Raw genomic sequence first — 24,388 nt, forward strand, 5'->3', positions numbered from 1 at the left:
AGTATCGGGAAATCGGTATCATGGGGGAGGATAGTGAAGCAGACAGCTTCAATCATTTCAGGGGATAAAAGGAGCGAACGTCGATGTACAATCAATTGTCATGGAAAGTAGGCGGTCAGCAGGGGGAAGGGATCGAGTCGACGGGTGAGATCTTTGCCATTGCCTTGAACCGTCTTGGTTATTACTTATATGGATACCGTCATTTTTCTTCACGCATCAAGGGAGGACATACGAACAACAAAATCCGTGTCGCGACACACGAAGTCCGGACCGTCGCCGATGATCTTGATATTCTGGTCGCCTTTGATCAGGAAACCATCGATGTCAACTTCCATGAGTTGCGTCAAGGCGCCATCATCATCGCCGACGCGAAGTTCAATCCGACGAATCCGGATCAGACACGTGCTGCTTTGTATCCGATTCCCTTTACGGAAATTGCGTCCGGACTTGGCACATCGCTGATGAAGAACATGGTCGCCATCGGAGCATCGAGCGCCATTCTCGGGATTGCACCGGAACGGTTCCAGGCGGTCGTGGAACAAATTTTTGGTCGAAAAGGACCGGAGATGGTCGAAAAGAACTTATCGGCAATCCGTGAAGGCGCCGCGGCATTTGAGGCGATGGCCGGAACAGCGGAACGCTTTATCCTCGATCCGGCAGATGGACAGCAACGGATGTTCATGATCGGCAACGATGCGATTGCGCTTGGTGCAGTGGCAGGCGGAGCCCGTCTGATGGCCGCCTATCCGATTACGCCGTCGTCGGAAATCATGGAGTACTTAATTAAAAAATTACCGCAGTTCGGCGGAACCGTCGTTCAGACGGAAGATGAACTTGCCGCGGTGACAATGGCCATCGGTGCCAACTATGCCGGCGTCCGGTCCCTGACCGCGTCAGCCGGACCGGGATTGTCTCTCATGGCAGAGGCGATCGGCTTGTCCGGGATGACGGAAACGCCGCTTGTCATCATCGATACGCAACGCGGCGGACCATCGACCGGACTGCCGACGAAACAGGAACAGTCCGACTTGATGGCGATGATTTACAGCACACATGGTGAGATCCCGAAAGTCGTCCTCGCGCCGTCGACGGTCGAAGAAGCTTTTTATGATGCAGCCGAAGCGTTCAACATCGCGGAAGAATACCAGTGTCCAGTGATTTTATTGACGGACTTGATGTTGTCGCTCGGAAAACAGTCTGTCGAACCGCTTGATGTCAACCGTGTGGAAATCCGTCGCGGGAAACTGATGCTCGACGAATTGCCGGAGCTTGAAGGTAAATCGTATTTCAAACGGTATGAAGTGACGGAAGACGGAATCAGTCCACGAGTCGTCCCCGGTACGAAACACGGAATCCATCACGTGACGGGCGTCGAACATAACGAAGAAGGCCGTCCGTCGGAAGCGACGAAAAACCGGGTCGACCAAATGACGAAACGTCTGCGGAAGCTCGGTCAATTCCGGATGAAGGATGCCGTCCTCGTCACGGAACAGCATGCGACACCGGATATCCTGTTTGTCGGTTTTAATTCGACACGCGGAACGATTGAAGAAGTGATGCCGCGTCTCGAAGAACAGGGCATTCATGTCGATCATCTCCACATCCGCCAGATGCATCCGTTTCCGAGTGAACTGGTCCGTCCGCACCTCGAGCGGGCAAAGCAGGTTGTCGTCGTCGAATACAATGCGACGGGCCAACTCGCGAAACTGATTCAGATGAACTGCGGTTTTGCAGAAAAAATTGAACACATTTTAAAATTCAACGGCGATCCGTTCTATCCGGCGGAAGTAGTGGAACAAGTCGTTGCAGGAGGGATTTTCCATGGCAACCTTTAAAGATTTCAGAAACGATGTCAAACCGAACTGGTGTCCGGGCTGCGGCGACTTTTCGATTCAGGCGGCCATTCAGCGTGCCGTCGCAAACGTCGGGCTAGAGCCTGAAGAACTGGCGTTGATTTCCGGCATCGGCTGTTCGGGACGAATTTCCGGTTATATCAACACGTACGGCTTCCACGGCGTTCATGGCCGGTCGTTACCGATCGCTCAAGGCGTCAAGATGGCAAACCGTGAATTGACGGTCATCGCGTCCGGCGGTGACGGAGATGGTTTTGCCATCGGGATGGGGCATACGATTCACGCCTTCAAACGAAATGTGGATATGACGTACATCGTCATGGACAATCAAATTTACGGGCTAACGAAAGGGCAGACATCACCGACGTCGGCACTTGGTTTTAAGACGAAGTCGACGCCGAAAGGATCGATTGAAAAAAGTGTTTCACCGGTCGAACTGGCCTTGACGGCAGGCGCGACCTTCGTCGCCCAAAGTTTTTCGAACGACTTAAAAGGCTTGACGAGTCTGATTGAACAGGCGACGCAACATAAAGGATTTGCCTTCATCAACGTTTTCAGTCCGTGTGTGACGTTTAATAAAGTCAACACGTACGACTGGTTCAAGCAGAATTTAACGAAACTCGATGATCTTGAAGACTATGACGCGACGGATCTTGATGTGGCGAAACGCGTCGTCCATGAACACAACGGTCTCGTCATGGGTCTGATTTATCAGGATGATTCACGTCCGGATTATCAGTCACAAATCGACGGATATGCGGAGAATGGACTAACTTTTGCCGATCTTGAGATGAATGAAGAAACATTTGGTAAACTTGCGGCTGAATTCATGTAAACTAGAAGTGAAAGATTGTTTGGTTATTTGGGGATGCTCAATACTTGGTCTGGACCGATTAGAGAAAGAGGCAAAGACCACGAAGGAGTCGGGGAATGATGACAAAACTAGTGACAGCTGTAGAAGATACGACAAAAGTAAAAACGATGCGCGCACTCGTCAAGGAAGAACGGGGATTTGGCGCTGTCTTGAAAGAAGTCGCAGTTCCTTCACCAAAACGTGGTGAAGTCTTGATTCGCGTGGAAGCGACTTCCATCTGCGGGACGGATGTCCACATTTACGAATGGGACGCGTGGGCAGCATCACGCGTGAATCCGCCGTATGTTTTCGGACATGAGTTTTCCGGTGAAGTCGTGGAACTGGGAGAAGGGACGAAACGTCTGAAACTCGGGGACCGTGTCTCAGCGGAAACACATATCGTCTGTCATCAATGCAAACAGTGTCTGCGGGGGCAGTATCACATTTGTAAAAACACAAAAATCATCGGCGTCGATACACAAGGCTGTTTCGCCGAGTACGTCGTCATGCCGGAAGAAAATCTCTGGGTCAATCCGGAGGATATGCCAGCCGCCATCGCATCGATTCAAGAGCCGATGGGCAATGCCGTTCACACGGTTCTTGCGAGTGACGTCAGCGCTAAAACGGTCGCCATCGTCGGTTGCGGTCCAATCGGTCTGATGGCTGTCTCGGTCGCAAAAGCGGCAGGAGCTGCGGAAGTCATTGCGATTGATGTCAATCCGTACCGGTTGGAGCTTGCGAAAACGATGGGCGCAGATGTCGTCATCGATTCACGCCACGAGGATGTTCTCGAACGGGTCCGGATGATGACGGACGGGGACGGGATTGATGTCGTCTGTGAAATGAGCGGTCATCCGGTTGCGATTCGTCAAGCATTTGAGATGGTGACAGCCGGCGGAGACGTCAACATTCTCAGTCTGCCGGTCAAACCGGTCGAGATTGATCTGACGAATCACGTTGTTTTTAAAGGTGTTCGCGTTCAAGGCATCACCGGACGGAAAATGTATGAGACATGGAGTCAAGTATCCGCATTCCTGTCGAGCGGAAAAGTCGATGTCAAACCGTTGATTACACACACATTGCCACTCGAACGGTTTGAAGAAGGATTCGAATTGATGCGACAAGGGAAATGTGGAAAGGTCGTACTACAACCAAGGGGGACGAATTAATGGGATTTGAGCATTTACGGACAGAATTAGAAGAGATGAAACAAGCGGGAACGTTCCGCGAACTCGTTGCACTCGAAAGTGCCCAGCACAACCGGGTAACTGTCGACGGGAAAGAATTGATTCAATTGTCGTCAAACAACTATCTCGGACTTGCAGCGCATCCGCGCCTCGCGAAACGGGCGGCGGACGCGGCACTTGAATTCGGTGCCGGAACGGGATCGGTCCGGACGATTGCCGGAACACTCGAAATGCACCAAGCATTCGAACGGGAACTGGCGACATTCAAGCATACGGAAGCGGCACTTGTCTTCCAATCAGGATTCGCGACAAACCTCGGTGTGTTGTCAGCCTTGCTTGGACCGGAAGACGTCGTCATTTCTGACGCCTTGAACCATGCATCAATCATCGACGGGATTCGTCTGACAAAAGCGAAACGCCGCATTTATAACCACGTCGATCTTGCGGATTTGGAAGCAGCACTGCAGGAAACACAGGACGCACGGACACGTCTCGTCGTTACGGATGGTGTCTTCTCAATGGACGGTAATATCGCGCCACTCCCAGAAATCGTTGAACTGGCTGAAAAATATGATGCCCTCGTCATGGTCGATGATGCCCATGCATCGGGTGTTCTCGGAAAAAGTGGCCGCGGAACGGTCAATCACTTCGGACTTGACGGACGCGTTGCCTTACAGGTCGGGACGCTCTCAAAAGCGATTGGTGTTCTCGGCGGCTACGTCGCGTGTGAACAACACGTCAAAGATTATCTGATCCATAAAGGCCGTCCGTTCCTCTTCTCGACGTCGCACCCACCGGCAGTCGTCGAAGCAAACCGGGAAGCACTTCGGGTCATGGAAGAAGAAACGGAACTGTTTGACCGTCTCTGGGAAAACACGGAATTCTTCAAACACGGATTACGAGAACTCGGCTTTAATATCGGCACGTCGACGACGCCGATCACACCGGTCATCGTCGGCGACGAAGCATTATGCCATCAGCTGTCAGACCGTCTGCGTCAACACGGTGTCTTTGCACAAGGGATTGCCTTCCCGACGGTCGCAAAAGGCAAAGCGCGTGTCCGGACGATCGTCACAGCGGAACATACACGGGAAGACTTGGAACAGGCGCTCGAAGCGTTTAAACAAGTCGGACAAGAACTGGAATTGATTTAAAAGGTACGAAAACATAGAAGGACGGCCCATCACTCGATGCGCCGTCCTTCTTTTTGATATGTTTCCTGCTGGATCATCTCAGTAAACGGCAATCGGTCCGTATGGCCCATCTATGATTTCGAGATTGGTCTCAAAAATATCGGAGAGCGTGTTTGCGACCATGATTTCCTGTACCGTACCGAATGCAGCAATCTGTCCATGTTTCATCGCACAAATATGGTCGGCATATTTCGCTGCAAAGTTGATGTCGTGTAAGACGGTAATGATCGTTCTTCCAAGCTCATCCGCGACATGACGCAGATATCCCATCATCTGGACGGACCGGGCGATATCGAGATTGTTGAGCGGTTCATCAAGCAACACGTAGTCCGTCTCCTGACACAAGACCATCGCGACATAAGCCCGTTGACGCTGTCCGCCTGACAGTTCGTCGAGGTAACGGTTCTCAAGTGGTGTCAGGTCAAGAAAGTCGATGTATTTTGACGTGATGTTCTCATCTTCCAGTGTCATTCGCCCTTGCGAGTAGGGGAACCGGCCAAATCCGACCAGTTGGCGAACCGTCAGCCGGGTCACGAAATGATTTTCCTGACGAAGAATCGTCATGATTTTTGCTAAATCCTTTGACTTCGTGCTTGAGACATCGAGTCCTGCGACTTGAATCTGTCCTTCATCAAGTTGCAACAGACGACCGATCATCATCAGTGTCGTCGATTTACCGGCGCCGTTCGGTCCGATCAGTGCGGTCAGACCCGCTTTCGGAATCTCTAACTCAATCGGACCGATCTGGACATGATCCGTATACGTTTTTTTGACTTGCGTTAATTTAATCATAAGGACCTCTTTCGTAATAACACCGTTAAGAAAATCAGACCGCCAAACAGTTCGATGATGACGGAGACGACGCTCGGTGCATTGAAAATATGATACATAAAGAAATAAGCACTCGTCAGAACGAGAAAACCAATCGAAAAGGCCATCGGCAAGACGTACTTATGGTCATACGTGGAAGCGACCTGATAACTGAGTGTGGCAACAAGAAAACCGAAAAACGTCAGTGGTCCGATCAGTGCCGTCGACATCGACATGAGCAGGGAAATAAGGATGAGGATGTAGAGGACGCTTCGGCGGTGATTGATGCCGAACGAGGTCGCGACGTCCTTTCCGAGGGCGATGACATTCAGACGGTTCGCCGACAGGAACAACAAGACACTGACAATCAGGACGACCGGAATCACGATTGGAAAATAGGCAGGATCGGCATTCGTGACTGAACCGAACAATCGGGCCTGCAAAATATCGAACTCGGACGGATCGAGCATCCGCCGCATGAAGCTGGCAAGAGAATTCAGTCCGGTGCCAAGGATGATACCGACGAGCAACAGGAGTTGTAAATCGGCATATTTTCCGGATAACAGCCATCCGTAAAGCAATAGACTCATCACGAGCATGAGACCGACTTGTGTCAAAAAGGCTTTCGTTCCGGAAAAACCGATCAGAGCCCCTGCACCAAAGAAAAAGATCATCGACGTTTGAATCGTTGAGTACAGCGCATCGAATCCAAGCAGGGACGGCGTGATGATCCGGTTATTCGTGACCGAATGAAAGGCGACGGTGGCGAGACTTTGGCAGAGTGCGGCAATCGCCATCGTCGTGACGGCTGTGATTCGGCGTTCGACGACCGGCCAAAAGGACGGTGACTGAACGGGTACCGGATTGTTGTAGAGCAGTAGACCAAGGGAACAGAGCAGTCCACCGAACAGAAACAGGGACAACAAGATCCAGTAGCGGCGTGCATGTCGTTTGGACGGGAAGGCAGAAGCGTTCCGGTCACTTGTATGAGCGGTTGTTCGTTCACTTCGGTAGGGTTTTGGTTTTCGATGCATGACGGTATTCATCGGATACCTCCTCTTGTTCGTTGCCGCAACAGGATGAGAATGAAGACTGCTGACCCGACTGTTCCAAGGATCAGTGAGACCGGCAGTTCAAAGGGGCGGACCAACGTCCGCGAAACCAAATCACTGATGAGAACCGTCCCCATCCCGATGACGCAGACCCATGGCAAGTTACTGCGCAAGTCATCTCCGCGCATCATCGAGACAAGGTTCGGCACGATCAGACCGAGAAACGGTAAATTTCCGATGACCGTTGCAACGATGCCGACGGACAAGGCAATCAGACCTGTTGCCATCATCATCAGACGATTGTAATGAACGCCGAGACTGGTCGCGATATCTTCACCGAGACCAACCAACGTTAAACGATTGGCAAGAAAAAAGATACAAAACGTGACCCCGACAATTATCCATAAGTATTCATAGCGACCGATCTGGACGGATGAAAACGATCCGACGAACCAGCCTTCCAGTGCCTGACTCGCCCGGAAGTATAAACCTAAGAAGGTGGAAATGGCCGAGATGACAGCGCCGAGCATCAGTCCGATGATCGGTACGATCAGCGAAGACCGAAGCTTGACCGAACGCAGGAACCAAAAGAACACCATCGTGCCGATAAAGGCAAACACAATGGCACCGGTCATCCGCATCATCAGTGTCGGTGCCGGGACAAGCAGATAAACAGTCAATAGTCCAAGTCCCGCCCATTCAATCGTACCGGTCGTCGTCGGTTCGACGAGCCGGTTCTGTGTAATCAGCTGCATGACGAGTCCCGCCATCGCCATCGCTGCGCCTGTCAGCATCAGGGCGATTGTTCGCGGAACACGTGTAATCCAAAACATAGAAAAGTCATTCGCCGTGTTGTTGAGGTCATAGACTCCGGTCAACAGGGAAGTAACGGCAAGCAGACCGATGATCAGGAGAGCGATGATGAACGGCGGCGTCCAAACGACAGAAAAGGAAGGTCGGGCACTCGGCTCAACACTTCCATTCACTTGTTGCGGCTTGACCTGCTCCATTTACTTCACAAACGCTTTCGATACGCTTTGGAAAAATTCCGAATAGGTCTGGATCGATTCGTTTAAGTACATATCTTTAGGCGTATAGACGATCCGCTGTTCTTTGACGGCTGTTGTCTGTTGAAGCGCCGGTGCACGATCGATGACATCTTCCGCCGGAACAGCATCTTTGGCGTTTCCGAGAGGAGCGTCACGGTCTAAGACAAGTAACCGGTCCGGATTGCTTTGAGCGATGGCTTCGACGGACACCTCGTCTCCTTGATCGTTACCTGATTTTTGTTTGACTTCCAGGGCCGGTTTCCAGCCGAATATGTCATACATCGGTCCGAAGACCCGACCGCTCATCGGTGCGGAGAAACCGATATCGCCGCCCGAGACGATGACGGACATGACGCTGTCTGTTCCGTTATATGATTTTTTCACGTCCTGAATCGATTGTTCAAACGTCGTGACGAGTTGGTCGGCTTCTTTTTCCTTGGCAAAAATCTGTCCGAGCGTGTATGTCGTATCCTCGAGTCCTTTGACTAGCAATTCACCGGGCGTACCGGATTGTTCCGGCAGTTCGATGTCGAGATCGATGACTGCGGCTTCCGGGACCAGTTTTTTAATATCATCGTAATAATCCGCAAAGCGTTGACCGACGATGACGACATCCGGATCAACTCCGGCAATTGCTTCAAGGTTCGGTTCGAAGTGCATTCCGACGTCGACGATATCCTTGTCCTTGGCGTAAGGTGATCCCGCCGGCAACAGTCCGACCGGAGCAGCCGCGAGTTTGACCTCCCAGTCAGCGAGTGTTTCAAATGTCCGGTTATCGAGTGCCACGACTTTCTTTGGTTTTACGGGTACTTTGACCGTACCGTGTGCATCTGTAATGTCGATTGTTTTCGTGGCGGATTTCTTGCTGTCCGTCGTAGTCGTTTCGTTCGCTGTGCCGCACGCGGCGAGTAGGACGGCGAGTGAACTGATCACCATCGATGTTTTTACTGTGCCCATTCTCATTCATCTCCTTTTGATTTGGACAATGCCTCCCATCAATTCCGTGAATATGTAGGTATTTTAATTTCTCACAGAATTATTGATAATGATTATCATTGTCATCTTCAAACTGAATGATAGCAGACAAAAATTGGAGATGCAATGACAATTTCCATTTACCGGAGTTGTCGATTTTTTATTTCTATAAACTATATAAAAATAAAAAATGAAAAGGTTACTCGAAAGTCATATGTTGCAGGAGCAGCCGATCACTTACTGATAACCGGCGAAAGACTTGCTATAATGGCAAAAACAATCGAATTAAATTATTCGCTGGAACCTGATCGATTTTTTATCAACCGATGGAATCAACAAATGTTTTTCTAGAAAAGTAGAAAGCACGGAATGAAAAAAGGATTTTTTGTCCTGCCTGATAAAACGATCCGTGCTTGTGGTCTGTTACATTTTGTTGGACAATCCTATTTTGAAGCATGAGGACTGACGAGTTAGGGAAAAGAAACAAGAATCGATAAAAGAGAGAAAGGGCGTGTGACAGTTTGATCAGCAAACGAAAAAAACTCATTGTACTGTCGTTCGCCTTGATGGCGCTGGTACTTGGGGGCTGTATCCGGATCCAGTACGATGCGACGGTCCACACCGACAAAAGTGTAACCTTAAAAACGACATATGCCGCAAAAGAGCATCCGGTGGCGCGATTACTTAACTTGAACCCGGACTGGAGTAAGTATGTCAAGCAGGCCGAGAAGAACGGTTATGCGGCAGAAACGTTTAAGACACAGGATGATTATGAAGGCATCCGGATGGAAAAGAAATTTGCAAAATTCGAAGATTTGGCGACGATTAAAGATGAATGGAAAACAGGGATTGGCGGCATTCTGATTCCGCCGGATACGACGTATGAAGTCAAACAGGAAAAAGGATTTTGGTTTAATACGTACCGGTTGGATACGAACATTGATTTAAGTATCGATCGTTTGAATATCAAAGGGTATCAGCCGACCGGACAGGTCAAAAAATTAGCCGATCGTTATCTCCGGCAGGCAGATATCGAAATCAACCTGCACGGACCGAAAGTGATCGGTCTGCAAAACGGGGAAAAAATCGACTGGGCGAATCATAACAATGTCTCGTGGAAACTGTACGGGACGAAGGCCAACCAGTTACAACTGATTGCTTACGTTCCGAATCCGACCGGCTGGATCATTACCGGTGTCGTTCTGTTGATTGGTCTCTGTCTGCTCGTGTTCTGGATTGTGCATCACGTCCGGAAATTACGGCGCAAACAATTGCAGACGATTGGTATTTCGGTCTTTGTCTGTCTGCTTGTCGGAGGCAGTGCGTGGTGGTTCTTTGCCGACGAGACATCGAGTGCCCCACCGCCGACGAAACAGATTGTCACGCCGCAAGTCGGTGAAATCACACCGACCTTCATGGTCCATGGTTTGTTTGGAACCGAGCGGACGTTTCTGCCGATGATTGATAATTTTACGAAAAAAAAGCTCGCGGATGACGGCGGCAGATGTGACGTCTCACGGAACGGAAAAGTCGTGTGTGATGTTAAACCGTCCACGACCGGCTATCCGCTTGTCCGGATTGTTTTTGAAGACGATGAAGCCAGTCTTGCCAATCAACAAAAATGGCTCAGTGCAGCGATTGAACAGTATGACCGGAAACAACGGGCGACCTTCACCGACATCCAACTGGTCGGTCACAGTATGGGCGGAGTCGATGTCGTCGCCTATACGCTGAAAGAAGACATCCCGTATCATGTCCGAAAACTCGTGACACTTGATGCGCCGATCAGCGGTTCTGATTATGCGACGCTCGGGCTGACGCTTGCTCCGTTCGGAACGAATACAAACAGTCCGGCGATCCAGGATTTAGCCGAAAATTCAGCGGCGATGAAAAATCTGAAAGACCGGCTCGACACTTGGCCGCGTGATGTACTCGTCTATTCCTTTGGCGCGAAGGGCGGAGACTTCAATTTGATTCCGCTTAAAAGTTCGTTTGCACTCGATGCGTATACGGATAATATCCAAACGAAATCTTATAAATATGATCACTTTACGATTCATCGCCGCGAACCGGTGTTTAAGGAAGTCCGGAATTTCTTGTTTAAAGAAAATCTGGTGACAGAAACAGAGGAGGAATCGTCATGAAACGGATTGCCATCATCGGGGGCGGGATAGCCGGAGTCACCGCAGCCGCCTTACTTGCTCGACACGGACATGACGTCACCTTGTGCGAGGGGAGTCGCGAATGGGGCGGATCGGCGGGGAAGTTTACCCGGAAAGATTTCACTTACCCGGTCGGTGCAACGCTCGGCATGGGTTTTGAGTCGGGCGGCATTCATGAACGGGTGTTGCGGCATCTGCAAATCGACCAGCCTGTAGAACTGCTCGATACCGTCATGACCATTAAACTTCCGGGGTACGAGATCCTCTATTACCGCGACCGTGCACGGTTCATTCGTCATCTGAAGGAACAGTTCCGCAGCCAGGCAGACGCGATTCAAGACTTTTTTGACGAAGTGGACCGGATTCAGCGGCACGTCCGACCGTTGATGCAGGCCTTACCGGCGTTGCCGCTCAAGACATGGGATGATGCTCGGATGGTCGTCAAAGAAACGAAAGCAAGTCTGCCGCTGTTGCCTTATCTGACACGGACGATAGGTGACATGCTCCGGAAACATCAGTTGGACGGGACGATTTTTGCCCAATTGATTGACGGAATTTTACTAGACAGCATGCAGACGGGCAAGGAAGCATCGGCATTGCTTGGAGCCGTGGCGTTATCGATTTATCATGACGGCGCCTATTATGTTCCGGGTGGATTGTATCAGGTCGCCAAACGTCTGAAAGCGTCTGCTGAAGCAGACGGGGCAACCGTGTTACTGGGTCGGAAAATCACCTCGGTGCGGAAAACGGCAGACGGCTTTTTGCTGGAAGACCGGCGGGGGCGACTCCTGCTTGCGGACGCCGTCATCGGTGCTCTGCCGCTCGAAGCAGTGCAGCAATTCGTCAGTCCGTCCTTGAAACCGGTCTTACGCCGGACATACAAGCGGCAAGCCGGTTTGTCGCAGTGGGCGACCTTCACCTACTATGCAGCGATTCCCGAGACAATCATTCAAGACGATCAGGCATTTCGGCAAATTCACGATCCGATGTTGCCGTCCGGCCATGCGTTCATCTCGTTATCTCGACCGGGAGATCTCAACCGGGCACCAATCGGATGTCGGACATTGACGATGTCCTGTCATATTCCGATCGGCCGGTTCGCACGCGACGACCGTGCGCAATATGACCGGCAAGTTAAAGCCATGCAGGAAACATTCGAAACGATTTTGGAACGCGAATTTCCGGGTTTCAAAGATCAAGCGATCGAACGCCATCCCGGCGGACCGGGTGCCTGGGTCCGCTATACGTCACGCCCGGACGGCGGTGTTGGCGGCTATCCGCAGTTGCCGTCGACCAGTCTGTTTCAGGCAGCCTCGTTTCGGACGGGGGTGCCGGGACTTTATATCATCGGTGATACCGTATTTCCAGGTGCCGGGACAATCGGGGCGACGACATCGGCGATTCATGTCGCCCGCGAGTTTGGTGTGAAGATTTAAGCATGAATTTGGTAAATCGTGAAAGAAGCGGCCGGATGGTCGCTTTTTTTAGAGAACAGGATTATGATTGAGGCGAGACGGGAAGTACATAATCATGAGAGAAAAAAGAGAGAGAAGGAGTGAACGAGATTGAATCAGTTTGAGGACAAGTGTCAACATTTCATTCAAGAACGTCGCCCGGAAGTCGGGCCGTTGATTTTTACAAACGCCCGCACCTTCATCAATGCCCGGGGATTAAGCGTCTATGAACGAATTTATCAAGGAAAAGAAGAAGTCCGATTGGCATTCGTCGAACAGACAGCCGGTCATCAGATTGTTTCATTGATGGAAAATACGTTCGGAAACGGACTCGTCTACTTTGTGTCGACAGCGACTGCGACATGGGACGGCGAAAATTTCGGTGAATTTACGTTTTAACTACATAATGAGTCCCAGTCCGGTTGAGGCTGGGACTCTTTCATGTCGAAACTTGTATCCGTTTCAAAACGTATACGAAGTATGACAAAAAAACGCAGCGAGAAGGAGGAACCATCTTGCAACAACAACTAAAACCCAAATCATCGACGCGGCGTCTTGCGACCGTGTCCCTGATTTTTATGGCAGTCGGCTTTATCGCCTCGTTGCCGTTTAAAGAAAACAACTGGGTGTTCTGGCTGCAAAGCGGCTTTGAAGCAGGTCTCGTCGGCGGAATTGCGGACTGGTTCGCCATCACGGCGTTATTCCGCCATCCGCTCGGACTGAAAATTCCCCATACGAACCTGTTGCCGAAAAACCGGGAACGCGTTATCGAGTCGATCGTCCAGATGCTCGAGAAAGATTTGCTCAATAAAGAAAGTATCGTCGAAAAGTTGCGGCATATGACACTCGCCGACCGTTTCATCAAATTATTGCGTTCGATTGTCCTGTTGCCGGCATTTCGTTCGACGGTGACGGAACTGCTGACGGGTATTTTACACAAACTGCCGAAAGAGGCGATTCTGAAAGTCGTCGATGACCGGATTTCCGATACGGTTAAAGCGTATCCGTCGAAACGGTTGGCAGAACGGCTGATGGGATTAAACGAGGAACGGCGGCTCGATGAGCTGGCAATCGATCAATTGCTCGGATACGGACAACGCCTGCTTGAAGATCCGGTTATTCGGGATCAAATCGGTCGTCTGGCGTACCACGCGATGATTGATCAGGAAAAAAACACCTTTTTACGCGTTACGGCGAAAACCGTCCAAAAAGTCTACTCGGAAGAACGGTTGAGCCTTGTCATTCAATCGGTCCTGCTGAGTGTGATTGAAGACATGAAACAGGTGCATCACCCGAACCGTCTGGCGATTCTTGATCACGTCCGCCGGAATTTGGCACAATTGACGCAAGACGAAGAGCGGCTTGCAAAAATTGATCAATGGAAAGCAGCGGAAGTGGATCGTTTTGATATGCAACCGGTCTTGAACCGGGCTTACACGGCAGGAATCGAGGAACTGAAAACGTACTTGGCATCTGATTCTTTCTGGGAAAATCGTGCTTTACCGTTGATGAACCAAGCGCTGAACGAGTGGGATCAGCATCCGACGTTCAAGCAAGAAAGTGACCGCTGGATGAAAGACCAGCTTGTTCGGTTCGTTGATCAAAACCATCAAAAAATCGGTGGCTTGGTCCGGGAAAACTTAAATCGATTTGATACGGAAACGTTGATTCATATGATTGAAGATAAAGTCGGAAATGATTTGCAATGGATTCGTGTCAACGGTGCGATCTGCGGCTTTTTCATCGGTCTGATTCTCGGTGGAATCAAACTATTCATTGGTTGAAGGAGCGATGGTATGTGGCAGAAGAACTTACGGTTAGAAGACGACTATGACTTTGCCGGAATCCGAAAGCGGCTTCGCGGTGACCGGCTACAAGTTGAACAGGACGGGCGGTTGTTCGTACCGGTTATGTTGCCGGAAGGGAACTTTATCGGTCAGGTGGAAGCAGTCGGTTCCCGCGAACTGCTCTTATCCGGAGAAGGTCCACAGGAACCGATGGTGCAACTGTTGCGCTGTCGGTTTCGTCTGGATACGACGAACCCAAGTCAGCACCTCTCAGAGACTTCGCTTTCAGAAGTCGTGTCAACGTTTGGTGCGGAGCGGCTGGTCCTGGATATTAATCCGTTTACGGCACTGATCCGGTCCATCATCCATCAACAGATTAATCTGGCATTTGCGCAAGTGCTGATGGAACGCTTCTGCCGGACGTTCGGCACGGAACAAAACGGTGTAATTTTCCCGCCGACGGCAGAGCAACTGGTGAATGTCGAACCGGAACAGCTTCGGGCATTGCAACTATCCGGCCGGAAAGTCGACTATTTGCTTGGTGCCGCACGGGCCGCAATCGATTTCGAGCGGCTGACGGAAGCGCCAGACGCCACGATTGCCGAGACGCTGATTGCCTTAAAAGGAGTCGGTCCCTGGACGGTGCAAAATGTCCTGATGTTCGGTTACGGACGGGAAGATCTGTTTCCGGCATCGGATATCGGTATTTTGCGAGCGTTTGAGCGGTTGCACGGTACACGCCCGAGTGTCGAGGAAGCGGTTCTGCTTGCGGAAGAATTTGCCCCGTATCGGAGTCATGCTGCGTATTTATTATGGCGGTCGATTGAATAAGGAACTATTCTTGTCACCCCTCAATGAGAACGGTATAATGAATGCGTTAAGAACGAGTCATCGTTCGCAGATACGATAAGCGTAGCGGAATCACCGCTTCCGATAGAGGGGACGAATGTATATGTACACAGATGAACAAATCATCGAAAAGGCCAATGAAATCGCGAAAATGATTTCCGAAACGTCAGAGGTGGAACGATTCAAAGCCGCTGAAGCCAACATCAACGGGAACGAAAAAGTTCAAAAGATGATGAAACAAATCAAGTTCCTGCAAAAAGAAGCCGTCAACTGCCAGCACTACGGCAAAACGGAAGCTTTGGCACGTGTCGAAGCAAAACTGGATAAATTATTCGCAGAACTCGATGAAATGCCGGTCGTCCAGCAATTCCAGGAATCACAGGAAGAAGTCAACGGACTCCTTCAATACGTGACGGTAACGATTTCAAACGGAATCACAGATCAAATTATCGAAGCGACAGACGGTGATGTCCTGGCGGGGAAAACAGGCAGCGGGATGGAAGCGGAAAATAAAAGCGGCGGTTGCGGCTATTAATCAATGAATTGAATGGGAAAAGCCGACGGATTCCCGTCGGCTTTTTACGCGAATGGGGTGAACAGCATGGAAGCAGTCCATAACACACCGATGATGAAACAATATTTTTCGATTAAGGCCGACTATCCGGATGCCTTTTTGTTTTATCGGTTAGGTGATTTTTACGAATTATTTTTTGAAGATGCCAAACAAGTGGCGCATGAACTGGAATTGACGCTGACAGCGAAAAACGGCAAGAATGCCGAACACCCGATTCCGATGTGCGGTGTACCGCACCATGCCGCAAACGGCTATATCGAACAATTGATCGAACGCGGTTATAAGGTGGCTTTATGTGATCAGGTCGAAGATCCGAAGCTGACGAAAGGTCTCGTTAAACGAGAAGTCGTCCAAGTCATTACACCGGGAACGCTGATGTCCTCGTTGACGGAAAAAGAAAACCGGTATCTCGTCGCCGTCGTCGAACAGGACGGACGATTCGGGATTGCCCGGGGCGACGTTTCGACCGGTGAAAGTGCCTTGACGAGTGTTGCGACACTTGATGCCGTGGCAAAAGAATTGAGTATCATCCTGCCGCGTGAAATTGTCGTCACGTCAAGTGAACACGAGGCGGCACTCAGCCACTTGCAGATTCCGTTGACACAAAGTACGCGCCGGGAAACCCATCCGCACGGCGACAGGGCGATTGATGCGGCACAAGCAGATGCCTTTGCTGTGCTCTATGCCTACATGCATGATACGCAAAAACGGTCGCTTGCCCATCTGCAACCGGCCATCGTTTACGAAGCGGCCGACTTCATGCAGCTCGAACCGAATACGGTCAAAAATCTGGAGCTGGTCCGGTCTGCCCGGACCGGTGATAAAAAGGGCTCGTTACTGGGACTGCTGGACGTCACCGGTACGGCAATGGGCGGACGGATGCTGAAGCGCTGGCTCGAAAAACCGTTGCTGTCACAACATACGATTGCCGAGCGGCTGGATGCCGTCGAAGAACTGCTGGCTCATTATTTCGAGCGTCAACAGTTGAAGGATACATTGCGCGAAGTCTATGACTTGGAACGATTGGTCGCAAAAGTCGGATACGGGACGGCTTCCGCCCGCGATCTCGTCCAGTTGAAGTCAACGCTGCGTCTGATTCCGCGGATTCAAGCGGCACTGGAAGAATTATTCAGTGACCGGCTCGGACAGCTGGCACTTGGACTTGATCCGCACGATGAATTAACCGATCTGCTCGACCGTGCTTTTGTCGAGGCTCCACCGATTTCGACGAAAGATGGCGGAATGATCCGGACCGGATTTGATCCGGCGCTCGACGAATTACTGGTGGCGTCAAAAGACGGGAAGACGTGGCTGGCAACGCTTGAAGCCAGTGAACGGCAAGCGACGGGGATTAAGACGTTGAAAATCGGCTACAACCGGGTCTTCGGTTATTACATCGAAGTATCGCGGGCCAATGCCAAACTGTTGCCGGAAGGGCGTTACGAACGGAAACAGACACTTGCGAATGCGGAACGGTATGTGACGCCGGAACTGAAAGAGAAGGAAGCACTGATTCTCGGAGCTGAGGAAAAAAGTATTACGCTGGAATACGAACTGTTTTGTCAGGTCCGCGATCAGGTGAAGACACACATCGAAAGTCTGCAACGGGTCAGCCGGCGGATTGCCGAACTTGATGTTCTCGTCGCTTTGGCGGAAACCGCTGAACGGCATGATTACGTCCGACCGGTGACCTTGACGGGTCGGAATGTAATGATTGAAAACGGGCGACATCCGGTCATCGAGACGGTATTGCCACGCGGGGAGTATGTTGCGAACGGCATCAATCTGAATGAAGACCGGGAAATGCTGTTAATCACAGGACCGAACATGTCCGGTAAATCGACGTATATGCGCCAGTTTGCTTTGATTGCCTTATTGCATCAAATCGGATCGTTTGTCCCGGCAAGCCGGGCCGAGTTACCGATCTTTGATCAGATTTTCACCCGGATCGGAGCAGCGGACGATTTAGTCAGCGGTCAATCGACCTTCATGGTCGAGATGGTCGAGACGCAGGAAGCGTTGACACGGGCAACGGACCGTTCGTTGATTCTCCTCGACGAAATTGGTCGCGGGACATCGACGTATGACGGGATGGCGCTCGCACAGGCCATCGTCGAGCACATCGCGGAGCACGTCGGGGCGAAGACTCTGTTCTCGACCCATTATCATGAGTTGACGGTCCTTGAGGACTCGATGCCGCGTCTCGCGAATGTCCATGTCCGGGCTGTCGAACAGGATGGACGGGTCGTCTTCTTACATGAAGTAAGGGACGGGAAAGCCGATCAATCATACGGAATCCACGTTGCCCGTCTGGCTGATTTACCGGATGCCCTGATTGCCCGGGCGGAAGTCCTGTTATCGGAATTCGAGCAAACAGAGGAACGGACCGTCGTATCACCGAAAGAGCCGGTCGTTCAGGCGGAACCGGTTGATCAACTCAGTCTCTTTGCGGAGACGGACCCGGTCCGGGAAACGGTCCAGACACTGGATTTAATCAATATGACACCACTTGAAGCATTAAACACGCTCTACCGTCTGCAGGCGGAAGCGAGAAAATAAGGAGGTCGTCCGGCATGGGAATCATTCGGGAACTGTCCGATTCGCTTGCGAACCGGATTGCGGCAGGTGAGGTCGTCGAACGGCCTGCCTCTGTCGTCAAGGAACTGGTGGAAAATGCACTCGATGCGGGAGCGACACAGGTTGATGTCGAACTCGAAGAAGCGGGAATGAAACGCATCACGATCCGTGACAACGGACACGGTTTTTATCCGGAAGACGCGGAACTGGCGTTTGTCCGGCACGCGACAAGCAAAATCAAGGATGAACACGATTTATTCCGCATCAAGACGCTTGGATTCCGTGGTGAAGCCTTGGCCTCGATTGCATCCGTCAGTAAAGTGACCTTAAAGACGAAACGGGAAGAGCAGGAAGGGATTCAGCTGACGCTTGATTGCGGACGGCTGACGGATCGGTCGGCGATTGCGATGAATCGGGGGACAGAGCTGACGGTCGAACAATTATTCTTTAATACACCGGCCCGGCTGAAGTATCTCAAAACGACGCATACGGAACTGGCGGCCATCACGGACATTTTAAACCGGGTCGCTTTTGCCCATCCGGATGTCAAATTGTATGCGGTCCATGAAGGCAAAGTCTTGATTCAGACGAATGGTTCGGGGGATGTCCGGCAGGCTCTTGCCAGTGTCTACGGGCATCAGACGATTCAGGGGACACTTGTTGCAACCGGCACGACGGCCGATTATCAACTGACCTGTCATCTCGTGAAGCCGGAAGTGACCCGGGCATCGAAAAATTACATTACCTTGATCTTAAATGGGCGTTCGGTGAAAAACTTTGCCCTGACACAAGCCGTTTTAAACGGTTATCACACTTTGCTGCCAATCGGTCGTTTTCCGATTGCCGTCATTGAAGTGACGATGGATCCGTTGCTGATTGATGTTAATGTCCACCCTGCGAAGCGGGAGGTCCGTCTGTCGAAGGAAGCGGAACTTTGTCAACTGATTCAGGAGACGATCCGCTTAACACTCAGCCGGCAGACATTGATTCCGAAAGTGACACCGCAAAAACCTAAAAAAGATCCGAGTGCGCAGGAGAAGTTGGAATTTTCCTATGTGGCAGAGCCGGTTGAGGAACTGTCTTCGCGATCCGTTTGGAATTATCCGATTCCGAAACGGACGGAAGCGGGGAACGAACATGTCCCGTCAGCCAACCGGATTCAACCACCGGATCCATCGATCGATATGCCGGATGAGCCGGTACCGGAACAAACAGATGAGCCGGTCGCGACGGGTCCGAAATTTCCGCATCTTGATGTCATCGGTCAGCTTCATTCTTCGTATATCGTCTGTTCGGGTGCGGATGGAATGTATCTGATTGATCAGCATGCCGCCCAGGAACGGATTAAATATGAGACGTATAAGGTCATGTTCGGTCGTCCGCTCGAGCAGAAACAACAGCTGTTGCTACCGTATACGTTTGAGATTGCGAGTGACGACATGCGGCGGATGGACGAAGTATTGCCGCTCCTCCGCGATGTCGGGATTGAGCTCGAAGCCTTTGGTCCCCAAAGTTTCATCGTCCGGGAAGTTCCGACCTGGTTCCCGTCGCACCGGCAGGAGGAGACGATTCAGGAACTGATGGATGAAGCGTTGATGAAACGCAAGGTCGATCTTGAAACGTACCGGGAAGATGCGGCAATCATGATGGCGTGTAAAAAATCGATCAAAGCGAATCATCCACTGAATCATGAGATGATGCGGCAGTTGATCGTTGACCTCGCCAAAACCGAGATGCCGTTCACCTGTCCGCACGGTCGGCCGGTCATCATCGAATGGACGACGTATGAACTGGAAAAACTGTTTAAACGCGTCACGTAACGAAGAGAAGAGATGCCTGTCTTACGACAGGTGGCTCTTCTTTTTTTGTGCTAGAACAGAAAAAGGACAGAAACGGTGTGAGAACGGTTACTTGAACGAATCGGGGTTATTTCATTGATTGTTCACAAAGTGAGGAGGATAATAAGACCCGAATACGTTAAACAAGGGGAAATCAGAATGCGTTCAAAACTATTGTTAAGTGTAACGATTCTACTGCAGATCATCCTCATCTCCGGTTTCGCCATGCTCGGGGATATGGTGAGTAGAGGATTGCAGTTACCGTTACCGGGAAATATCATCGGATTGATCTTATTGTATCTGGCATTAAAAAGTCGTCTGCTTAAAGTTGATTACGTCGAGCGGGGAGGACGGTTGCTGTTGCTCGTCATGCCGTTATTTTTTGTTCCGGCTTTGTCCGGCATTATGGACTACACGGTGTTCATGCGTCAATCCGGTCTTCAAGTCCTGGTGATTTTAATCATCAGCAGTCTGTTGACATTAACGGGATCCGCGTTCCTCGTCGATCGATTGGCCCGACGCAAAGAGGGGATTGATGTCCATGAGTGAAGCACTGTTTTGGCTGGTGTTGACGACATTGCTGTTTGGCGGCGCGTTTTGGTTATACCGGACATTTCCGTTCGTCTGGACTTTACCGATTCTGACCGTAACGGCGGCCGTGATTGTCATTTTATCGATCAGCGGCACAACACATGCCGCCTATATGGCAGGCGGACAATATTTATCACGGATGCTCGGACCGGCGATTACGGCCTTTGCGATTCCGTTATATCAGGTCCGCCATCATGTCCGGAAGTTTTTACCTGAGATTACGCTTGGTGTCGGGATCGGAACGTTGATTGCCTTGACATCCGACCTGCTGCTTGGTCTGTTGCTGCATCTGGGCCGGGCGACCAACTTGGCATTATTGCCGAAATCGGTTACGTTACCCGTTGCCTTGGCGATTTCGGAACGGTCCGGCGGGACGCTGGCGTTGACAGCGACGTTCGTGCTTGTGACCGGGCTTGTCGGTTCGATTGTCGGGCCACGGTTGATGACCGGGCTCCGAATCCGGCACTTCGTCGGACGCGGTGTCGGACTGGCCTCGATTGCTCACGTCATGGGGGCAACGAAATCAATGAGTCTTGATCAACGCGAAGGCGCAGTCGGTCTGCTGACGATGGTTTTGACGGCTGTTCTTGCCAGTGTGCTTGCACCATGGATTATTCAAATTGTATATTAAAGGAAACTCCTTCAGAGGAAAGATAAAGGTGTGAACCCTGACAATGATTATTTGGATCAATGGAACGTTTGGTGTCGGTAAAACAACGGCTGCACAAGGATTGCAGCAACGGATCAAAGGATCACATGTGTTTGATCCCGAATTGACAGGTCAACTGTTGCGTCAACAGCTTCCGCAAGCGGACCAGCCTGATGATTTTCAAGATGCGCCGCTTTGGCGCCGCTTAAATCTGCTCCTGCTTGAACAGCTGGATCAGGCATCTGCCGTCATCCTCGTACCGATGACGTTAACAAATAGTACGTATTTTGAAGAAATCATCGGTGCCTTAAGAAAAACCGGACATCAGGTGCATCACGTGACGTTGATGGCGAGTCCGAAAACCGTCAGACGCCGGTTGCGAAGCCGGTTTGAACGCGGACAGTCCTGGGGCGGGAAACAGGCTGAAGAGCGGTTGCGGGAACTGTCCGATCCGCTCTTCTCCCATCATATTGAAACGGACGGTATGTCGAAGCGGCAAATCGTCGACGCTGTCGGATTACGGTGTAATCTGCACTTATTGCCGCCGCAGCGCTGAAGACACAGGATTGAAACGGCAGGATTGAGGGAAATAAAGGTGTGATGCGGAACTGTTGTTTCGTATCACACCTTTATTTTTGTAGTTTTAGTAGGAGGCTTTAGCAATATGAAACAATGGATGACTGAAAAACTGGGGAGACAGCTGATGGCCGTTTTTTACAGCGTGTTTGTCTGGAGTGTACTCACATCTGTCGCTAGTTATCTTTATATCGACAATTCGGCTGGTCAGACGAAGGAACAAGTACTTGCTCAACTGCAACAAACCCAGTGGTTCTGGTTTTTGAACTTATTGATTTTTCTTTTATGCTTATTATTCATCGTCCGACCGTTGATTGGACGGCTGACGATGCAGTTACATGAACTGAATATCAAAAGTCAGCGACTTGCGGAAGGAAAATCAATTTCGCTCGAACACGATGTACTGGTGGAGAACGAAGTCGGGCAACTGACGGAATCCTTTTATCGGATGGCCCGTTCAATCTCCTCGCAACACACGGAGCTGTCACGAAAAAATCAGTTGATGGAACAGAATCAAGAAGCCCTTAAAAGTAAACAAACGGAACTGGAACAGGCACTCGAAGTCACACGTTCGAACGAATTGCATCTGCAGGACCGTAATGAACTGATTGAAACACTTGCTTCGAAGGAAAGTTTGTTTGATTATTCCTCGGTCATCAGTACGATTGTCCGTTTGACGAAAACCGAGTTTGGAGCCCTGTTATTGATTAAAAACAACGAGATCTCCTCGGTCGTTCCAAAAGAAATGACGGAAGAACAGCAGGAGAGCCTAAAAACCGAATCGTTACTGCTCAAACGGGTTATGATTTCGAAAGAACGTGCCAATTCTTCGAAAAAAGTCGCCAATGACAGTTTGATTGGTTTCCCATACTACATTTATGAAGCCGTCATCCCCATCATGGATCAGGCGAAAGATGAACTGATTGCCTGCCTCTATCTGGCACGGTTCGATCAACCCTTCAACACAAAAGAATTGAATGAACTGGAATCGTTCTCGAAACAGATTGCGATTTCCTTGATGCGGATGTCACTGTATGAACAAATGGAATACGAACGAAAAGAGACAGCCCAACTGCTGAATTCAGTCCGGGAAGCCATCCTCTATATCAAACATGACGAAAAAACGATTCTTGGGAATCAGGCGTTATTTGATATCTTCGAATCGTTACAGATCGAAGAAGACAACGATTCGATGACATTCCTCGAAGTGCGGCCGGAGACGATGTTTGAACAGGTCGATCAAAAAGAGGCATTTGAAGCATATTTTGAAGAAGTCTTATCTGGTCAGATTCCGGAGGGGATGTTTTCGTTATCGATTGACCAAGGGGAATATTTCATTCAGGTCTATGCGGAAGAAATCATGCTCAGTGAACAGGCAAAAGGAACGATTCTTGTATTCCGGGACGTGACGGCGGAAACGGAAGTCGACCGGATGAAGTCGGAACTTGTCTCGACCGTCTCGCACGAACTGCGGACACCGCTTTCTTCCATTTACGGGTTCACGGAACTGATGCTCAAACGCAAACTGGATCCGGAACGGAACAAACGCTACCTGCAGACGATTCATGATGAATCGAAACGATTGACGGATCTTGTCAGCGATTTCTTAAATGTTCAACGGATGGAGTCCGGGAAACATTCCTACGATAAAGAAGTGTTTGATCTGATTGATACGGTCCGGGAACAGACACGTTTTTATCAGGCGTCAACCGAACAACATCGTCTGCAGCTGGATGTCGATGAAAATCATGAGTTTTTGATTCATGCGGATAAAAACAGCATGAAACAACTGCTCGGTAATTTACTTCATAATGCAATCAAATATTCACCGGACGGCGGCGATGTTGTCATCTCGCTGACGCATCACCACAATCAGATTGAGTTAAGTGTCCGTGACTTTGGATTAGGGATTCCAAGCAGTGCGATGCCGCATCTGTTCAGCAAATTTTACCGGGTCGACAATTCCGACAGCCGTAAAATCGGTGGAACGGGCTTAGGTCTCTCGATTTGTAAAGAAATTGTCCGGGCACATGACGGCAATATTGATGTCGAATCGATTTTAGGGGAAGGTACCGTGTTTAAGGTATTGTTACCAAGTGTCTCCGATACATTGATTGAAATGAATTAAATCAAATAGGACAGGGCAGGAAGTGCGGAAAAGAATCATCCGTGTATCCTGTCCTGTTTTTTCGTGAACAGTGAGGTTTCTCATACCGGGAGAGGATAGAAGAAAAGTGGATGAGAGCAAATTCCATACGATTTTCTGAAAACATTTCGTGACGAAACACCCGTTTTCCTTGCAAATCATTTGAGATATGCAGGGATTGCCGGTCTCGGAAAGCTCTCGCTATAGTGGGGA

General features: G+C 50.4%; 20 protein-coding genes. 16 read left to right on the plus strand and 4 right to left on the minus strand.

Going from position 1 to position 24,388, the window contains the following annotated elements:
- Nucleotides 1–83: 83 nt before the first annotated feature.
- The 4 genes from EXIG_RS05475 (at nt 84) to EXIG_RS05490 (ending at nt 5,047) form a co-directional block, all read left to right on the plus strand.
- Entirely contained in the window at nt 84–1,835 is a 1,752-nt protein-coding gene (locus EXIG_RS05475; protein ID WP_012369933.1) for a 2-oxoacid:acceptor oxidoreductase subunit alpha, read from the plus strand.
- Nucleotides 1,822–2,688 carry a 2-oxoacid:ferredoxin oxidoreductase subunit beta gene (locus EXIG_RS05480; RefSeq protein ID WP_012369934.1) on the plus strand — a complete coding sequence of 289 codons (867 nt, stop codon included), beginning with the start codon at nt 1,822–1,824 and terminating at the stop codon, nt 2,686–2,688. The genes EXIG_RS05475 and EXIG_RS05480 overlap by 14 nt, the downstream gene beginning before the upstream one ends.
- Before the next feature lie 95 nt (nt 2,689–2,783).
- The gene (gene tdh / locus EXIG_RS05485; protein ID WP_012369935.1) at nt 2,784–3,875 is read left to right on the plus strand and encodes an L-threonine 3-dehydrogenase; all 1,092 of its coding nucleotides are present in this window, start codon (nt 2,784–2,786) and stop codon (nt 3,873–3,875) included.
- Entirely contained in the window at nt 3,875–5,047 is a 1,173-nt protein-coding gene (locus EXIG_RS05490) for a glycine C-acetyltransferase (RefSeq protein ID WP_012369936.1), read from the plus strand. Before tdh ends, EXIG_RS05490 begins: the two co-directional genes overlap by 1 nt.
- Before the next feature lie 78 nt (nt 5,048–5,125).
- Here EXIG_RS05490 and EXIG_RS05495 read toward each other — a convergent pair whose 3' ends face one another.
- From EXIG_RS05495 to EXIG_RS05510, 4 genes are read right to left on the minus strand one after another with little or no spacing between them, the layout of a single operon-like run.
- Nucleotides 5,126–5,878 (minus strand): iron ABC transporter ATP-binding protein, encoded by a 753-nt coding sequence (locus EXIG_RS05495; RefSeq protein WP_012369937.1) that lies wholly within the window; start codon nt 5,876–5,878, stop codon nt 5,126–5,128.
- Nucleotides 5,875–6,930, minus strand: a complete 1,056-nt coding sequence (locus EXIG_RS05500; protein ID WP_438940150.1) for an iron chelate uptake ABC transporter family permease subunit — start codon at nt 6,928–6,930, stop codon at nt 5,875–5,877. Before EXIG_RS05500 ends, EXIG_RS05495 begins: the two co-directional genes overlap by 4 nt.
- 8 nt (nt 6,931–6,938) lie before the next feature.
- A complete protein-coding gene (locus tag EXIG_RS05505) occupies nt 6,939–7,958 on the minus strand; it encodes an ABC transporter permease (RefSeq protein ID WP_012369939.1) in 1,020 nt (339 codons plus the stop codon).
- Nucleotides 7,959–8,954 (minus strand): siderophore ABC transporter substrate-binding protein, encoded by a 996-nt coding sequence (locus EXIG_RS05510; RefSeq protein ID WP_012369940.1) that lies wholly within the window; start codon nt 8,952–8,954, stop codon nt 7,959–7,961.
- Between the two features lie 539 nt (nt 8,955–9,493).
- Between EXIG_RS05510 and EXIG_RS05515 the strand changes: the two genes are divergently transcribed.
- The 12 genes from EXIG_RS05515 to EXIG_RS05570 all read left to right on the plus strand — a co-directional run bounded on the left by EXIG_RS05515 (nt 9,494) and on the right by EXIG_RS05570 (nt 24,157).
- Complete coding sequence (locus EXIG_RS05515; protein WP_012369941.1) at nt 9,494–11,116, plus strand: DUF3153 domain-containing protein; 1,623 nt, start codon at nt 9,494–9,496, stop codon at nt 11,114–11,116.
- Nucleotides 11,113–12,570: a phytoene desaturase family protein gene (locus tag EXIG_RS05520; protein ID WP_012369942.1), complete on the plus strand. Its 1,458-nt coding sequence runs from the start codon at nt 11,113–11,115 to the stop codon at nt 12,568–12,570. The genes EXIG_RS05515 and EXIG_RS05520 overlap by 4 nt, the downstream gene beginning before the upstream one ends.
- 129 nt (nt 12,571–12,699) lie before the next feature.
- Nucleotides 12,700–12,987 carry a hypothetical protein gene (locus tag EXIG_RS05525; protein WP_012369943.1) on the plus strand — a complete coding sequence of 96 codons (288 nt, stop codon included), beginning with the start codon at nt 12,700–12,702 and terminating at the stop codon, nt 12,985–12,987.
- A 116-nt stretch (nt 12,988–13,103) separates the two neighbouring features.
- On the plus strand, nt 13,104–14,372 hold the full coding sequence (locus EXIG_RS05530) for a DUF445 domain-containing protein (protein ID WP_012369944.1): 1,269 nt from the start codon (nt 13,104–13,106) through the stop codon (nt 14,370–14,372).
- A gap of 12 nt (nt 14,373–14,384) precedes the next feature.
- Complete coding sequence (locus EXIG_RS05535; RefSeq protein ID WP_012369945.1) at nt 14,385–15,206, plus strand: DNA-3-methyladenine glycosylase family protein; 822 nt, start codon at nt 14,385–14,387, stop codon at nt 15,204–15,206.
- 115 nt (nt 15,207–15,321) lie between these two features.
- Complete coding sequence (locus EXIG_RS05540) at nt 15,322–15,759, plus strand: YlbF/YmcA family competence regulator (protein WP_012369946.1); 438 nt, start codon at nt 15,322–15,324, stop codon at nt 15,757–15,759.
- Between the two features lie 66 nt (nt 15,760–15,825).
- Nucleotides 15,826–18,357 (plus strand): DNA mismatch repair protein MutS, encoded by a 2,532-nt coding sequence (mutS, locus tag EXIG_RS05545; RefSeq protein WP_012369947.1) that lies wholly within the window; start codon nt 15,826–15,828, stop codon nt 18,355–18,357.
- 14 nt (nt 18,358–18,371) lie between these two features.
- The gene (mutL, locus tag EXIG_RS05550; protein WP_012369948.1) at nt 18,372–20,195 is read left to right on the plus strand and encodes a DNA mismatch repair endonuclease MutL; all 1,824 of its coding nucleotides are present in this window, start codon (nt 18,372–18,374) and stop codon (nt 20,193–20,195) included.
- Nucleotides 20,196–20,372: 177 nt separating this feature from the next.
- Nucleotides 20,373–20,762, plus strand: a complete 390-nt coding sequence (locus tag EXIG_RS05555) for a CidA/LrgA family protein (RefSeq protein ID WP_012369949.1) — start codon at nt 20,373–20,375, stop codon at nt 20,760–20,762.
- A complete protein-coding gene (locus EXIG_RS05560; RefSeq protein WP_041261537.1) occupies nt 20,755–21,435 on the plus strand; it encodes an LrgB family protein in 681 nt (226 codons plus the stop codon). The genes EXIG_RS05555 and EXIG_RS05560 overlap by 8 nt, the downstream gene beginning before the upstream one ends.
- A 43-nt stretch (nt 21,436–21,478) precedes the next feature.
- A complete protein-coding gene (locus tag EXIG_RS05565) occupies nt 21,479–22,009 on the plus strand; it encodes an AAA family ATPase (protein ID WP_012369951.1) in 531 nt (176 codons plus the stop codon).
- Nucleotides 22,010–22,117: 108 nt separating this feature from the next.
- Nucleotides 22,118–24,157, plus strand: coding sequence for an ATP-binding protein (locus EXIG_RS05570; RefSeq protein WP_012369952.1), 2,040 nt, complete (start codon nt 22,118–22,120; stop codon nt 24,155–24,157).
- Nucleotides 24,158–24,388: the final 231 nt, after the last annotated feature.

It is taken from the genome of Exiguobacterium artemiae 255-15 (genome assembly GCF_000019905.1).
Lineage (GTDB): Bacteria > Bacillota > Bacilli > Exiguobacteriales > Exiguobacteriaceae > Exiguobacterium_A > Exiguobacterium_A artemiae.

What these genes read in the sequence shown, in the direction of transcription:
- mutS (WP_012369947.1), top strand. Translation starts at nt 15,826, where the DNA reads ATGGAAGCAGTCCATAACACACCGATGATGAAACAATATTTTTCGATT.
- EXIG_RS05475 (WP_012369933.1), top strand. Translation starts at nt 84, where the DNA reads ATGTACAATCAATTGTCATGGAAAGTAGGCGGTCAGCAGGGGGAAGGG.
- mutL (WP_012369948.1), top strand. Translation starts at nt 18,372, where the DNA reads ATGGGAATCATTCGGGAACTGTCCGATTCGCTTGCGAACCGGATTGCG.
- EXIG_RS05565 (WP_012369951.1), top strand. Translation starts at nt 21,479, where the DNA reads ATGATTATTTGGATCAATGGAACGTTTGGTGTCGGTAAAACAACGGCT.
- EXIG_RS05500 (WP_438940150.1), bottom strand. Translation starts at nt 6,930, where the DNA reads ATGCATCGAAAACCAAAACCCTACCGAAGTGAACGAACAACCGCTCAT.
- EXIG_RS05520 (WP_012369942.1), top strand. Translation starts at nt 11,113, where the DNA reads ATGAAACGGATTGCCATCATCGGGGGCGGGATAGCCGGAGTCACCGCA.
- EXIG_RS05555 (WP_012369949.1), top strand. Translation starts at nt 20,373, where the DNA reads ATGCGTTCAAAACTATTGTTAAGTGTAACGATTCTACTGCAGATCATC.
- tdh (WP_012369935.1), top strand. Translation starts at nt 2,784, where the DNA reads ATGATGACAAAACTAGTGACAGCTGTAGAAGATACGACAAAAGTAAAA.
- EXIG_RS05490 (WP_012369936.1), top strand. Translation starts at nt 3,875, where the DNA reads ATGGGATTTGAGCATTTACGGACAGAATTAGAAGAGATGAAACAAGCG.
- EXIG_RS05570 (WP_012369952.1), top strand. Translation starts at nt 22,118, where the DNA reads ATGAAACAATGGATGACTGAAAAACTGGGGAGACAGCTGATGGCCGTT.
- EXIG_RS05495 (WP_012369937.1), bottom strand. Translation starts at nt 5,878, where the DNA reads ATGATTAAATTAACGCAAGTCAAAAAAACGTATACGGATCATGTCCAG.
- EXIG_RS05510 (WP_012369940.1), bottom strand. Translation starts at nt 8,954, where the DNA reads ATGGGCACAGTAAAAACATCGATGGTGATCAGTTCACTCGCCGTCCTA.
- EXIG_RS05540 (WP_012369946.1), top strand. Translation starts at nt 15,322, where the DNA reads ATGTATATGTACACAGATGAACAAATCATCGAAAAGGCCAATGAAATC.
- EXIG_RS05535 (WP_012369945.1), top strand. Translation starts at nt 14,385, where the DNA reads ATGTGGCAGAAGAACTTACGGTTAGAAGACGACTATGACTTTGCCGGA.
- EXIG_RS05480 (WP_012369934.1), top strand. Translation starts at nt 1,822, where the DNA reads ATGGCAACCTTTAAAGATTTCAGAAACGATGTCAAACCGAACTGGTGT.
- EXIG_RS05505 (WP_012369939.1), bottom strand. Translation starts at nt 7,958, where the DNA reads ATGGAGCAGGTCAAGCCGCAACAAGTGAATGGAAGTGTTGAGCCGAGT.
- EXIG_RS05560 (WP_041261537.1), top strand. Translation starts at nt 20,755, where the DNA reads ATGAGTGAAGCACTGTTTTGGCTGGTGTTGACGACATTGCTGTTTGGC.